Below are 13,437 nucleotides of genomic sequence, written 5' to 3' on the forward strand. Positions count from 1 at the left end.
GCAGTGGTTTGAAAAGAACTTTTTCTATGCATAGAATGCGCGTCCGTGTGTTACAAAAAAGCAAAAAAATTATGCAAGCCTCCATCTCATCCACTATTGATACTCAAGCACCAGAAGCGCCAGTCAACTCGCGCAATAAGGTGGTGGTCGCCTCGTTGATCGGTACCGCCATCGAATTCTTTGATTTTTACATTTATGCTACCGCTGCCGTGCTGATATTTCCGCACATCTTTTTCCCGCAGGGGGATGCGACCGCCGCTACGCTACAATCGCTGGCGACCTTCGCCATCGCATTTGTTGCCCGGCCTATCGGTTCTGCGCTATTCGGTCACTTTGGTGATCGTGTCGGGCGTAAAGTGACGCTGGTCGCCTCGCTGCTGACCATGGGGATCTCCACCGTCTTAATCGGCTTGCTGCCGAGCTATGAAACCATCGGCGTACTGGCACCACTGCTGCTGGCGCTGGCCCGTTTCGGTCAGGGGCTGGGTCTCGGTGGCGAATGGGGCGGCGCGGCGCTGCTGGCAACCGAAAACGCACCTGCCCACAAACGCGCGTTGTACGGTTCATTCCCGCAGTTGGGTGCGCCCATCGGCTTCTTCTTCGCTAACGGTACTTTCCTGCTGCTGTCCTGGATGCTCACTAACGAGCAGTTCATGAGTTGGGGATGGCGTGTGCCGTTCATCGCCTCGGCGGTGCTGGTGATTATCGGCCTGTATGTGCGTGTGTCTTTGCACGAAACACCGGTGTTTGCCAAAGTCGCCAAAGAAGGGAAACAGGTACGTATACCGTTGGGTACCCTGCTGAGCAAGCATGTGAAAGCCACTGTTTTGGGCACCTTCATTATGCTGGCAACGTATACCCTATTTTACATCATGACCGTCTACTCCATGACCTACGGCACTACCCCAGCACCGGCTGGGCTTGGCATTCCACGTAATAACTTCCTGTGGATGCTGATGATGGCGGTCATCGGTTTTGGTCTGATGATCCCGGTGGCAGGCTATCTGGCCGACGTCGTCGGTCGTCGCAAGACCATGATCACCGTGACCTGCATTATGCTGGTCTTCGCGATGGCGTTCCCGTCGCTGCTGGGTTCTGGTAACCAGATGCTGATTATGGCCTTTCTGGTCTGCGGCCTGAGCCTGATGGGGCTGACCTTCGGCCCGATGGGCGCGCTGTTGCCAGAACTGTTCCCCACTGAAGTGCGCTATACCGGTGCCTCGTTTTCCTACAATGTGTCCTCGATTCTGGGGGCATCCGTAGCGCCGTATATCGCCGCCTGGCTGACCAGCCATTATGGGCTGTTCTATGTCGGTGTTTACCTCGCCGCCATGGCCTCGCTGACTCTGATTGCACTGCTGCTGACAAAAGAAACCCGTCACCAGTCTCTCGGTTAAGTCTTACAGGGATGAAGGCGTTGCTTGCTTTCATCCCTGCTTTCTTGCTTACCGTCCTCTCATCTTCCGCCCCACCCTGTACGCTCCCAGGTTATTCCGTTAGGCTAAGCGCACAGCAATATCGCCTTTTATTGATGCAATCACGATCAGACAACTTATGAAGATAGGACTTTTTTACGGCACCAGCACCTGCTACACCGAAATGGCAGCAGAGAAAATCCGCGACATTCTGGGTGAGGAACTGGTTGACCTGCATAACGTGAAAGACGTTGCGCCGCAGGAGATGGAACACTACGAGATGCTGATCCTTGGCATCCCCACCTGGGACTTTGGTGAGATACAGGAAGACTGGGAAGCCATCTGGGCGCAATTGCCAACATTGAATCTGAATGGAAAAATTGTCGCGCTCTACGGTATGGGTGACCAGTTAGGGTATGGCGAATGGTTTTTGGATGCGCTCGGCATGTTGCATGACCAGCTCAAACCATTAGGTGTGCGCTTTATTGGCTACTGGCCAACGGCGGGTTACGATTTCACCAGCCCCAAACCCGTCACCGAAGACGGTAAGCACTTTGTTGGCCTGGCGCTGGATGAGGTAAACCAGTACGACATGAGCGATGATCGTCTTCAGCAATGGTGCGAACAAATCCTGCTGGAAATGGCAGAGTTACTTTGACGCGCTGTCGCGCTATTTGATGTCATCAGTCCAGATGAGCATTCAGGCGTGTCTGGCACGCCTGAATCGCACGAATACCGTTCGCCCGTTAATGATGGCGGGAAGATTCCGTTCCATGCAGCGCAGGCTGCTGCAGTTGTTGACGTAACAGCCGCCATTCCTCACTCCCCATACTGTCTGACGCCAGCCACAAACGCTGTTGCCCTTTACCATCCACCGCACGTAGCGATAACAATACGCCGTTGCGCATAAACCACGGTCGCCGGACAATCTGCCAGTCACGTTGCTGCCAGTGCAGTTGGTTATCGCCACGCAGGGAAATCTCCCCCTGGCGCGATTTGATGCTTCGCTGGCTACGCACAAAGTCAAACACGACCAGCGTCACTAACCCGAGCCACAGCGGTGCGTAGCCGTCCGGCCAGGGAGCCAGCAGGATCATCAGCATTAGAAATCCGTGCGTCAGCAGCGAAAACAACTGCATACGCCAGGATACGCGTAAATCACATTGCCACTGGGCCACGATCTTTATTTCGCGTCTGAATAAGGGAAACCATCCGCTTCAAACCGGGATCACCCGGCTCGCCGTGGTTCATCAACCAATTAAACAGGTCGGGATCGTCACACTGCAGCAGACGAATAAACTGCTGCTTGTCGTCGTCGCTCAGCGCATCGTACTCATGCTCGAAAAACGGCATGATGGAGATGTCCAGTTCGCGCATTCCACGCCTGCACGCCCAGTGAATACGTGCTTTGTTATTGATGTCCATGTTCATGTCGCCTGCTTCTCTGTTCTGTCTGGTTATCCGTGCGGGTCGATAACGACCGCCAGTGTACAGCTATTCTACCTGATGCCCTTCAACCAATAGTAACACTTTGACATATTTTCGCGTATCAGCGCCTGTACTATTTTACCGCGACCTTGCGTATCGCACGATTCGCGCCATTTTGCTGATTCATGTTACCAGACGCGCTAATCAGCGACCGGATGGCAGAACACAGCCTAAACTGCTTGCAAACCGTTGTCGCTCTTTTACCATTGGATGATTCGCTGACATTACGCATCGCAGGATTGTAATATGGCTCATCCGTTTACCGAACAACCGCTGTTTTCTTCTGCTCATCTCCCCGCCACCCTGATGTCGCTGGACGACTGGGCGCTGGTTACCCTCACCGGGCCAGACACCGTCAAATACCTTCAGGGGCAACTCACGGCTGACGTTAATGCGCTACAGGCCGGTGAGCAGATACTGTGTGCTCACTGTGACGCCAAGGGAAAAATGTGGAGCACGGTACACTTATTCCATTATGGCGATGGACTGGCTTATCTGGAGCGCCGTAGTGTACGCGATTCTCAACTGACGGAGCTGAAAAAATACGCGGTGTTCTCCAAAACCACCCTGACGGCTGACGACAGCGTCGTGTTGCTGGGTGCCGCTGGTGACAACATCCGTCATCATCTGGCGGCGCTGTTTGATACCCTGCCCGATACCGATAACGCCGTCGTACACCAACCCGGCGCAACGCTCGTGCATCTGTCACAGCCTGCCGAGCGTTTCGTGTTGGTGCTGGATGCACAACGTGCCACAGCTGTTATCGACGCACTGCAAGCACAGATTACGCTCAATGATAGCCGCCAGTGGCTGGCGCTGGAGATAGAAGCGGGCCGCCCCGTCATTGACAGTACTAACAGTGCGCAGTTCATTCCGCAGGCCACCAATTTACAAGCGCTACAAGGCATTAGCTTCACCAAAGGATGCTATGCCGGTCAGGAAATGGTCGCCCGAGCCAAATACCGTGGTGCCAATAAACGCGCACTGTACTGGCTGGCTGGCTCTGGCGCACAGACACCTGCGGTGGGTGATGAGCTGGAACTGAAACTGGGTGATAACTGGCGGCGCACCGGTACGGTACTGGCGAGCAGCCAGTTGCATGACGGCACGCTGTGGGTTCAGGCAGTATTAAATAACGATCTGGACGCAGACAGCGTACTGCGGGTTCGCGACGATAACAGCAGCCAGCTTGCGATTCAGCCGCTGCCTTATTCTCTCGCAGAATAATCGATACGGTAATAAATATCCTCCGGCATAGCCGGAGGTTTTTCATATGCGCCTATAAGGCTCTGTTACCAGCCGCGCCCTAACAGGCGCATCGCAATCTGACATTTGCATCCAAATCCGTTACTTACGGCCCGTAAACGGGCTACCTGGATATGGGATTGATAACTGCTCGCCCAGTTTATCCTGCTCCAGTTGGTGCTTTATGTAGTCCCGGATCTTCGATGTATTTTTACCCACCGTATCTACATAATACCCTCGGCACCAAAACTCCCTGTTCCTATATTTGAATTTCAGATCACCAAATTGTTCATAGAGCATCAGGCTACTTTTGCCTTTCAGATACCCCATGAAGCTCGATACACTCATCTTCGGCGGGATCTCCACAAGCATATGTATGTGATCAGCACAGCACTCTGCTTCCAGAATCTGCACATTTTTCCATTCACACAGCTTTCTTAAGATACTCCCTACTACACGCCGTTTCTCACCGTAGAAGACCTGTCTTCGGTATTTGGGTGCGAAAACTATGTGATATTTACAGTTCCAGCGAGTGTGCGCTAAGCTCTTTTCGTCCCCCATTGGGACCCCCTTTTGATTTCTTGTTTGACCATTGCAGTTGCCAGACCGCAAGGTGTTTTAACAAATCAAAAGGGGTTTTTATATCCGCCCCAAAGCTGGAAGCTTTACGGAACCCCCAGCCTAGCTGGGGGTTTTCTATAGACAAAAAGCTCAGGGAGCTACCGCTCCCTGAGATTATCAACTTCAACATCAATTCACCGCACTTACCGCGCCGTTACCCCACATACAGGTAAATGGCCAGAAAATGGCATACGCTACCGCCTAAGACAAACCCGTGCCAGATAGCGTGATTGAACGGAATCCGCTTGCAGACATAAAACACCACGCCCAGCGTATATATCGCTCCCCCTATCGCCAGCAGAGTCACCCCACCGATGGACAGCTTCATCGCCAGTTGGTAAACCACAATCAGCGATAGCCATCCCATCACCAGGTACGTAATCAGTGATAACACTTCGAAGCGGTGTGCAAACGCCAGTTTGAAAATGACGCCCAGTAGCGCCAGACTCCAGATGGCGATCATCAATCCTCGCGCCAGCGGTGAATCCAGCCCCACTAACAGAAACGGGGTATAGGTTCCGGCAATCAACAGATAGATGGCGCAATGGTCAAATATCTTTAGCCAGCGTTTTGCGCGTTGATGCGGAATGGCGTGATACAGCGTGGATGCAAGAAATAATAAGATAAGGCTACCGCCATAGAGACTGTAGCTGGTAATGGCTAAAGACGTGGCACCGTTGTTCACTGCCTGAACCAGCAGCAACACCAGCCCAACGATCCCAAACACACAACCGATTCCATGGCTAATGCTGTTGGCGATTTCTTCCGCCAGCGCATACCCGGGTTCCCCCACATTTTTCTTCATGCCAACCTCGTGTCCCATACCTACCTCACTCTGTGTAACTGCGACACACAGACTGTCGCGCCGAGCAAGTTTTGAGCAGATTAACTGAGAACCTTTCCAGTGTACACCTGTACGCTAAAATAAAAATCCGTTGCATCGGGGGGATATTCTTGCATGTTCATCGCCCCCTATATCTCCTACAATGACCGCTCTTTATTACAGGAGGTTAACGGATGTCATCTGCTTTACCCGTACTGGATTTCGGCCCCATGACCGATGTCGTCAAATTTCTGATGGAAATCGACAAACTCAAGAGTGTTCAGCGCCGTTCCAAGGTAATCGGCACTGACCGTCAGGAAGACTCCGCAGAACACAGTTGGCATTTTGCCGTCGCCGTGATGAGCCTGGCACCGTATGCCGATGACACTATCGATATCACCCGCGTACTCAAAATGGCGTTGATTCACGATATCGTGGAGATTGATGCCGGTGACGTACTGGTTTACGACCTCAAAGCCCGCGAAGCTATTCAGCAACAGGAACAGGCGGCCGCCACACGTATTTTTGGTCTGCTACCGCAACCACAACATGACCAGTTTCTGGCGCTCTGGCACGAATACGAGGCCGGTGACAGTGCAGAAGCTCGCTTTGCCTTGATGATCGACCGCGTTATGCCAGTACTGATGAACCTGCACAACGGCGGGCAGAGCTGGGTAGAACACGGCATTCGACTGGAACAGGTGTTGAGCCGTAACGATTTTATCCAGGATATTAATCCGGCGCTGTGGGGTTATCTGAAACAGCATCTGGAGGATGCACAGGCGAAAGGCTGGCTGAAGTAATCTGCCGCGCTCATCAAGAACCGGCATAACGAAAAACGGGAGGCTCACGCCCCCCGGTTATTCACAACAAGACTTGCCTTTACTGGTACTCGCTCATCGGCACGCAGGAACAGAACAGGTTACGGTCACCGTAGACGTCATCCAGACGTTTTACCGCAGGCCAGTACTTGTGGGTCTGCCCGGCCGGGAATACCGCCAGTTCACGGCTGTACGGATGCGACCAGTCAGCCGCCAGTTCGGTCTGGGTATGCGGTGCGTTCATCAGTGGGTTATCGTCATGCGGCCATTCACCGGCAGCAACACGGTCTACCTCCGCGCGGATCGCCAGCATTGCGTCGATGAAGCGGTCCAGCTCCACTTTGCTTTCTGACTCGGTCGGTTCGATCATCAGTGTACCTGCGACCGGGAACGACATCGTCGGCGCATGGAATCCATAGTCAATCAAACGTTTGGCGATATCCATCTCGCTGATGCCAGTGCTGTCTTTCAGCGGCCGAATGTCCAGAATGCACTCGTGCGCTACGCGACCATCACGGCCGGTGTACAACACCGGGTAGGCGTCTTTCAGACGCGTCGCCACATAGTTAGCGTTCAAAATCGCCATCTGGCTGGCCTGCTTCAGCCCCTCTGCCCCCATCATACGGATATACATCCAACTGATCGGCAGGATAGAGGCGCTACCGAACGGCGCAGCGGCAACCGCCCCCTGACGAGTCAGCACGCCGTCCATTTCCACCACCTGATGGCCCGGCACGAACGGTGCCAGATGCGCTTTCACGCCGATAGGCCCCATGCCCGGGCCACCACCACCGTGGGGAATGCAGAAGGTCTTGTGCAGGTTAAGGTGCGACACGTCAGCGCCGATGTAACCCGGCGAGGTAATCCCAACCTGCGCGTTCATGTTGGCACCATCCAGATACACCTGACCGCCGTACTGGTGGACAATCTGGCACACTTCACGGATGGTTTCTTCATACACGCCGTGGGTAGACGGGTACGTCACCATGATGCAGGAGAGCTTATCCCCCGCCTGCTGTGCTTTTTCCCGCAGGTCGTGCAGGTCGATGTTCCCCTGTTTATCACAGGCCACCACCACCACCTGCATCCCCGCCATCTGTGCGGAAGCCGGGTTGGTGCCGTGGGCGGAACTCGGGATCAGACACAGGGTACGCTCGCCTTCATTGCGGCTTTCGTGATAGCGACGGATAGCCAGCAAACCAGCGTATTCGCCCTGCGCACCGGAGTTGGGCTGCATGCACACCGCGTCATAGCCGGTCAGTTGCACCAGCCACTCGGACAACTGCGTGATCAGTTGGCGATACCCCAGCGCCTGTTCAGTGGGGCAGAATGGGTGCAGCTCAGCAAATTCCGGCCAGGTGATCGGCAACATTTCTGCCACCGCGTTGAGTTTCATGGTGCAGGAACCGAGCGGGATCATCGCCTGATTCAGCGCCAGATCCTTGCTTTCCAGACGGTGCAGATAACGCATCATCTCGGTTTCGCTGTGGTATTGATTGAACACCGGGTGAGTCAGGATATCGTCACTGCGCAACAAGGCTGAGGGGATCGACGCCGACTGCCCGCTGACCGCCGCATCCAGTGTGTCGATGTCCAGACCATGCGCGTCCCCCAGCAAGACAGCGAACAACGCCAGAACGTCATCACGACCGGTGGTTTCATCCAATGCGATGCCAACCGCGCCATCCAGATCGGCGCGCAGGTTGATACCGGCGCTCACCGCACGCCCCAGTACGGCCGCTTTATCCGCGACCTCGACGGTCAGGGTATCGAACCAGTGTTGATGACGCAGCGTCAGACCGCGCGCCGTCAGACCGGCGGCCAAAATATCCGTCAAACGGTGGATACGCCCGGCAATGCGTTTCAGCCCCTGCGGACCGTGATACACCGCGTACATCCCGGCAATGTTGGCCAGCAGCACCTGAGAGGTACAGATATTGGAGTTGGCTTTTTCCCGGCGGATATGTTGTTCACGGGTCTGCATTGCCATACGCAGCGCGGTGTTACCGGCCGCATCGCGGGAAACACCGATAATACGGCCCGGCATCGCACGTTTATATTCATCACGACAGGCGAAAAAGGCCGCGTGCGGACCGCCGTACCCCATCGGGACACCAAAACGCTGGGCAGAGCCCAACACAATGTCCGCGCCCTGTTTGCCGGGTGCCGCCAGCAGCACCAGCGCCATCATGTCCGACACCACACTGATGATGACTTTGCGCTCTTTCAACTCGGTCATCAACGCGCGATAGTCGTGCAACTCGCCGGTGGTGCCTGTCTGTTGCAACAACACGCCAAAAACGTCGTCGTATTTCACCGCCTCAGCGGCGTTGCCGGTCACTATCTCAAAACCAAAGGTCTGAGCACGGGTACGCACCACATCCAGCGTCTGTGGGTGGACATCGTCGGCGACAAAGAAACGATTGGCCTGCTTGAGCTTGCTAACACGTTTAGCCATCGCCATCGCTTCCGCAGCAGCGGTCGCTTCATCCAGTAACGAAGCGGAAGCCAGCTCCAGCCCGGTCAGGTCCTGTGTCAATTGCTGGAAATTCAGCAACGCTTCCAGACGCCCCTGCGATACTTCCGGCTGGTACGGCGTATACGCGGTATACCAACCTGGGTTTTCCAGTACGTTGCGCAAAATCACCGGCGGCGTCAGCACGGCGTGATACCCCATGCCGATATAGCTCTTATAGCGCTGGTTGCGGCTGGCGATGGCTTTGAGTTCGGCCAGCGCCTGATATTCGGTGGCGGCGTCGCCCACCGCTGGCGGCTGAGGTAACTGGATATCAGCAGGTACGATGTGACGGATAAGTTCGTCCAGCGAAGCCGCGCCAATGGCGGTCAGCATCTGTTGTTGCTGAACAACTGACGGGCCGATGTGGCGCTCGGTGAACGCACTGCCGTGTTCGAGTTGACTGAGAGTCTGGGTCATGTGGGGGAATTTCCTGCATTTGGCACAGTGATGTGCAGCGCAATTAACTAATTCAGAAAAACAAGCAAACCATTCACAAAACAAACCAATAGCAAAACCAGGCGGACCATAAAAACGCCCCGTTGCGGGAAGCAAACGGGGCGTCAGGCTTATTCTTCTTCGTCGCTGTCTTCTTCTTCCAGCAGTGCCTGATAACCGGCGGCATCAAGCAGTTCGTTCAATTCGGCTTCGTCAGAGGCTTTGATGCGGAACAACCAGCCTTCAGCGTAAGGCGCGCTGTTCACCAATTCCGGTGCGCCTTCCAGCTCTTCGTTGATCTCCACGATTTCACCGCTGATCGGCGCGTAGATATCCGACGCGGCCTTGACGGATTCTGCGACCGCGCAGTCGTCGCCAGCATTCACCGTACTGCCGACTTCCGGCAGATCGACAAACACCATATCACCCAGCAATTCCTGGGCATGCTCGGTGATACCCACGCTGTAAACGCCATTGCCTTCCGCCATCACCCACTCATGGGATGAGGAATACTTCAGTTCTGCCGGAACATTGCTCATTGCCACCTTCTCCTTCCATTAATGCCAAAAATTAAAACTGAACCAGCGCTTTGCCTGCCCGGACGAAATTCGGTTTGGTCACGTGCACCGGCATCTCACGATTGCGAATCTGCACGATTGCCTGCTCGCCGATACCGGCGGGCACACGGGCCAGCGCAATGCTGACGCCCAGCGTAGGCGAAAACGACCCGCTGGTGATCACCCCTTCCTGCATCACGCCATGATTATCGGTAAAGCGAACGGGTTGACCGTGACGCAGCACGCCTTTTTCCGTCATCACCAAACCAACCAACTGTTCAGTGCCTTCAGAACGCTGACGTTCAAGCGCCTCACGGCCGATAAACTGACGATCTTCCGGCTGCCAGGCAATAGTCCAGCCCATGTTGGCCGCCAGTGGAGAGATGGTTTCATCCATATCCTGACCGTACAGGTTCATGCCCGCTTCCAGACGCAACGTGTCACGTGCGCCCAGCCCACAGGGTTTTACGCCAACAGCCAGCAATTGTTGCCAGAAGTTGACCGCGAGTTCCTGCGGCAACGCAATTTCATAGCCTGCTTCGCCAGTATAGCCAGTGGTGGCGATAAAAAGGTCGCCCGCCTGCAAACCAAAGAAAGGCTTCATGCCAGCAATGATGTCACGCTGTGCATCACTGAGCAGGCTACGCACTTTCTCCTGTGCCTGCGGCCCTTGCACCGCAATCAGCGACAGGTCTTCGCGTTCGGTAATCGCAACCTGGAAGGAAGCGGCATGCTCGGTAATCCAGGCCAAATCTTTCTCGCGCGTGGCGGAGTTCACCACCAGCCGGAAATAATCTTCGGTCTGGAAATACACGATTAAATCGTCGATCACGCCAGCAGACGGCGTCAGCATCGCGGTATAGAGCGCCTTGCCGGGCTGGGTCAGTTTGGCAACGTCATTCGCCAACAGGTGACGCAAAAATTCGCGGACACGGGCACCGCGCAAATCCACGATAGTCATGTGCGACACATCAAACATGCCAGCACTGCTGCGTACAATATGATGTTCATCCAGTTGGGAGCCATAATGCAGCGGCATCATCCAGCCATGAAAATCCACCATTTTGGCGCCATCGGCCAGATGCTGTTCATATAACGGGGTGTGGTTTGCCATTTTTTTCTCTCTACGTTAGCCGTGCGTTGTGACGCCAGACCTCACGACGCAAACGTTTATCCTGTACCTGAACTTACCACTGAAGTCGACGTTCCACCACTCCCACAACCATAAGTTTATCTATATAAAAAGACAGAACCTCACCTTATTCACAAAACCAAAGAAAAATATATAAAACCAAAAATTATTAATTAAGTGAAATTTAAATCCAATTAAATTAATAAAATTGGCATATATAATTATTAAAAAATGATTTCATGGTGTGATATCAGAATCAGAATTCACCACATGAATTAGATAAAGTAATGCGAAAAAACCCTAAAATTAGATTATTTCAGGCAATAGAGGTGCCCTCAATCATCGCATGCACAGGCTGAGTTTGTGATCGCCATCGTGGACATCTTCCCGTCAACGACAACCTGATGCGGTTACTGGCGAGCGCGAGAAGGTGACAGATACAGAATGTGGATGATCACGTCAGACCATCACCAACGGTGGGATATTTCAATGCAAGACATAACAGATAAGGCGAAAAAACGCGCGTCCTGCCACTCTCGGACGGCGTTCCCGACCGTGTGAAACACAGTGGGGGACGCGAAGCACCCTATCTCGGGGCTTCAGGACGCGTGGAGCATCATGAGCGAATCACACTCAAAAAGGCTGCAAACCCTGCAGCAGGTAGGATGACAGGGCCTGAATAACTGACGATACGACGTCTTAAATCAGGTGGCTGATGTTGACGTTCTCCATCAGGTAATGGTTGTCGGAATAATCCACCGGAATGGCGATAACCGCCGGGCCGTCGACGTCCATGGCCTGCCAGAGTTTCGGCACCAGTTCAGCCGCCGATTCCACGGCAAACCCTTTGGCACCGAAGGCTTCCGCATAGGCTTTGAAATCGATAGGCCCGAACTTGACGCCAGAAGCACGGTGATACTTTTTCTCTTCCTGAATTTCCACCATGTTATAGGCGTTATCCACCCAGATAATATGCAGGATGTTGGATTTCAGCCGTACCGCCGTTTCCAGCTCCATACTGGATTGCATGAAACCGCCATCACCCGAGACGGATACTACCTTCTGACCAGGATTGACCAACGCAGCAGCAATCGCCCACGGCAATGCCACCCCCATGGTTTGTTGTCCATTCGTCATCAACACCTGACGGGCACGGAAGCTATAAAGATAGCGCGCCAGCCAGATATGGAAGCTGCCCATGTCCACGCACAAGGTCACATCTTTATTGACCAGATCTTGCATGACCCGCACCAGCCGCAGCGGGTGAATGGCAAAGCCGTCCATGTTAATCGCGCGGGTCGCCAGTTGATGACGCAACTGACGGCGCTCTTCCAAAATTGCCTGAGCTTTTGACGACAGCACAATCGGTGAGGTCAGTTGCTCATTGAGCATATCGATGGTGATGCTGATGTCACCCACCAGTTCCACATCCGGGCGGTAGGCGCTTTCCACTTCAGCGGGCAACACATCAATGTGCACCAGCGTCGCCTTACCGGTATTCCACAACGCCGGGGCATACTCCACCGGGCTGTATCCCACCGTCACGATAAGATCGGCCTGCTGTAACAGCTTGTCGCCGGCCTGATTATTAAACAGCCCAACCCGCCCGGCAAAATGGTCAAAGTGCTGTTGGTCGATCACCCCAGCCGCCTGATAAGTACTGGTGACCGGCAGGCCGCTGTGATGCAGCAACCGGCGCAACGCCTGCGCATTTTTCGGCTGGCTGGCCATCAACCCCAGCAACAGGATCGGGTTCCTGGCATTTTTGATAAGCCCGGCCACCCGCTCGACATCGGCATACGGCGCACTGTTGAGGGTCGGCAACGTGGTTCGAGCCAGAACAGGGCTATCAACCGGTTCGTTAACAATGTCTTCCGGCAGGCTGATAAACGCGGCCCCTGGACGACCAAATTCGGCGGCACGAAAGGCGTTGGCCATCACTTCTGAAATCGCCGACGACACGGTGATTTCCGCACTGTACTTGGTCACGGGCTGAAACAGGCTAACGGTATCCAGGCTTTGGTGGGTCAGCTTCAGGCGGTCGGCACGTTTTACCGCGCCGCCCAGCGCCACCATCGGGTCGCCTTCGGTTGTCGCGGTAGCCAGCCCGGTCACCAGATTCGAACAGCCAGGCCCCGAGGTCACCAGCGTCACACCGGCTTTACCGGTCAGGCGACCGACAGCCGCCGCCATAAAAGCGCCGTTGGCTTCATGCCTGACGGGAATGGTCTGAATGGGTGAGTCCACCAATGAATCAAACACGCGGTCGACTTTTGCACCAGGAATGCCGAAGACATAGTTGACGCCTTGTTGCTCAAGATGTTTTACGATCAGCTCCGCACCGCTCGTCCAGTGCTGTTGACCATCCATATTTTCCATAAT

At 54.4% G+C, this 13,437-nt stretch carries 12 protein-coding genes; 4 read left to right on the forward strand and 8 right to left on the reverse strand.

Annotated features, from left to right (window positions below):
• Positions 1–71 precede the first annotated feature (71 nt).
• Together LF929_RS17405 and fldB are read left to right on the forward strand one after the other, a co-directional pair.
• On the forward strand, positions 72–1,397 hold the full coding sequence (locus LF929_RS17405) for an MFS transporter (protein ID WP_038909473.1): 1,326 nt from the start codon (positions 72–74) through the stop codon (positions 1,395–1,397).
• Positions 1,398–1,554: 157 nt separating this feature from the next.
• A complete protein-coding gene (fldB, locus tag LF929_RS17410) occupies positions 1,555–2,073 on the forward strand; it encodes a flavodoxin FldB (protein ID WP_038903327.1) in 519 nt (172 codons plus the stop codon).
• 88 nt (positions 2,074–2,161) lie between these two features.
• On the opposite strand, the gene LF929_RS17415 is transcribed toward fldB, so the two are convergent.
• Both LF929_RS17415 and sdhE read right to left on the reverse strand, forming a co-directional pair.
• Entirely contained in the window at positions 2,162–2,593 is a 432-nt protein-coding gene (locus LF929_RS17415; RefSeq protein WP_012883372.1) for a protein YgfX, read from the reverse strand.
• The gene (gene sdhE, locus LF929_RS17420; protein ID WP_038909472.1) at positions 2,574–2,840 is read right to left on the reverse strand and encodes an FAD assembly factor SdhE; all 267 of its coding nucleotides are present in this window, start codon (positions 2,838–2,840) and stop codon (positions 2,574–2,576) included. The genes LF929_RS17415 and sdhE overlap by 20 nt, the downstream gene beginning before the upstream one ends.
• A 309-nt stretch (positions 2,841–3,149) precedes the next feature.
• Here sdhE and ygfZ point away from each other — a divergent pair, with 309 nt between their 5' ends.
• Complete coding sequence (gene ygfZ / locus LF929_RS17425; protein WP_210174839.1) at positions 3,150–4,130, forward strand: tRNA-modifying protein YgfZ; 981 nt, start codon at positions 3,150–3,152, stop codon at positions 4,128–4,130.
• Between the two features lie 120 nt (positions 4,131–4,250).
• Here the strand turns inward: ygfZ and tnpA are convergent, their stop codons facing one another.
• The gene (tnpA, locus tag LF929_RS17430) at positions 4,251–4,709 is read right to left on the reverse strand and encodes an IS200/IS605-like element IS1541D family transposase (protein ID WP_033570971.1); all 459 of its coding nucleotides are present in this window, start codon (positions 4,707–4,709) and stop codon (positions 4,251–4,253) included.
• 214 nt (positions 4,710–4,923) lie between these two features.
• Complete coding sequence (locus LF929_RS17435) at positions 4,924–5,574, reverse strand: hemolysin III family protein (RefSeq protein ID WP_038903325.1); 651 nt, start codon at positions 5,572–5,574, stop codon at positions 4,924–4,926.
• 212 nt (positions 5,575–5,786) lie between these two features.
• On the opposite strand from LF929_RS17435, the gene LF929_RS17440 reads away from it, so the two are divergent.
• Entirely contained in the window at positions 5,787–6,395 is a 609-nt protein-coding gene (locus LF929_RS17440; RefSeq protein ID WP_038907054.1) for an HD domain-containing protein, read from the forward strand.
• Between the two features lie 79 nt (positions 6,396–6,474).
• On the opposite strand, the gene gcvP is transcribed toward LF929_RS17440, so the two are convergent.
• From gcvP to alsS, 4 genes are all read right to left on the reverse strand, one after another.
• Positions 6,475–9,348, reverse strand: coding sequence for an aminomethyl-transferring glycine dehydrogenase (gcvP, locus tag LF929_RS17445; protein ID WP_210175896.1), 2,874 nt, complete (start codon positions 9,346–9,348; stop codon positions 6,475–6,477).
• Positions 9,349–9,497: 149 nt separating this feature from the next.
• On the reverse strand, positions 9,498–9,905 hold the full coding sequence (gene gcvH, locus LF929_RS17450; protein WP_016943572.1) for a glycine cleavage system protein GcvH: 408 nt from the start codon (positions 9,903–9,905) through the stop codon (positions 9,498–9,500).
• A 31-nt stretch (positions 9,906–9,936) separates the two neighbouring features.
• Complete coding sequence (gcvT, locus tag LF929_RS17455; protein ID WP_210175895.1) at positions 9,937–11,037, reverse strand: glycine cleavage system aminomethyltransferase GcvT; 1,101 nt, start codon at positions 11,035–11,037, stop codon at positions 9,937–9,939.
• A 717-nt stretch (positions 11,038–11,754) separates the two neighbouring features.
• Entirely contained in the window at positions 11,755–13,434 is a 1,680-nt protein-coding gene (gene alsS / locus LF929_RS17460) for an acetolactate synthase AlsS (protein ID WP_210175894.1), read from the reverse strand.
• Between the last annotated feature and the right edge of the window lie 3 nt (positions 13,435–13,437).

Source organism: Dickeya oryzae, assembly GCF_020406815.2.
GTDB lineage: Bacteria > Pseudomonadota > Gammaproteobacteria > Enterobacterales > Enterobacteriaceae > Dickeya > Dickeya oryzae.

What these genes read in the sequence shown, in the direction of transcription:
- LF929_RS17440 (WP_038907054.1), top strand. Translation starts at nt 5,787, where the DNA reads ATGTCATCTGCTTTACCCGTACTGGATTTCGGCCCCATGACCGATGTC.
- sdhE (WP_038909472.1), bottom strand. Translation starts at nt 2,840, where the DNA reads ATGGACATCAATAACAAAGCACGTATTCACTGGGCGTGCAGGCGTGGA.
- ygfZ (WP_210174839.1), top strand. Translation starts at nt 3,150, where the DNA reads ATGGCTCATCCGTTTACCGAACAACCGCTGTTTTCTTCTGCTCATCTC.
- gcvH (WP_016943572.1), bottom strand. Translation starts at nt 9,905, where the DNA reads ATGAGCAATGTTCCGGCAGAACTGAAGTATTCCTCATCCCATGAGTGG.
- gcvT (WP_210175895.1), bottom strand. Translation starts at nt 11,037, where the DNA reads ATGGCAAACCACACCCCGTTATATGAACAGCATCTGGCCGATGGCGCC.
- alsS (WP_210175894.1), bottom strand. Translation starts at nt 13,434, where the DNA reads ATGGAAAATATGGATGGTCAACAGCACTGGACGAGCGGTGCGGAGCTG.
- tnpA (WP_033570971.1), bottom strand. Translation starts at nt 4,709, where the DNA reads ATGGGGGACGAAAAGAGCTTAGCGCACACTCGCTGGAACTGTAAATAT.
- LF929_RS17435 (WP_038903325.1), bottom strand. Translation starts at nt 5,574, where the DNA reads ATGAAGAAAAATGTGGGGGAACCCGGGTATGCGCTGGCGGAAGAAATC.
- fldB (WP_038903327.1), top strand. Translation starts at nt 1,555, where the DNA reads ATGAAGATAGGACTTTTTTACGGCACCAGCACCTGCTACACCGAAATG.
- LF929_RS17405 (WP_038909473.1), top strand. Translation starts at nt 72, where the DNA reads ATGCAAGCCTCCATCTCATCCACTATTGATACTCAAGCACCAGAAGCG.
- gcvP (WP_210175896.1), bottom strand. Translation starts at nt 9,348, where the DNA reads ATGACCCAGACTCTCAGTCAACTCGAACACGGCAGTGCGTTCACCGAG.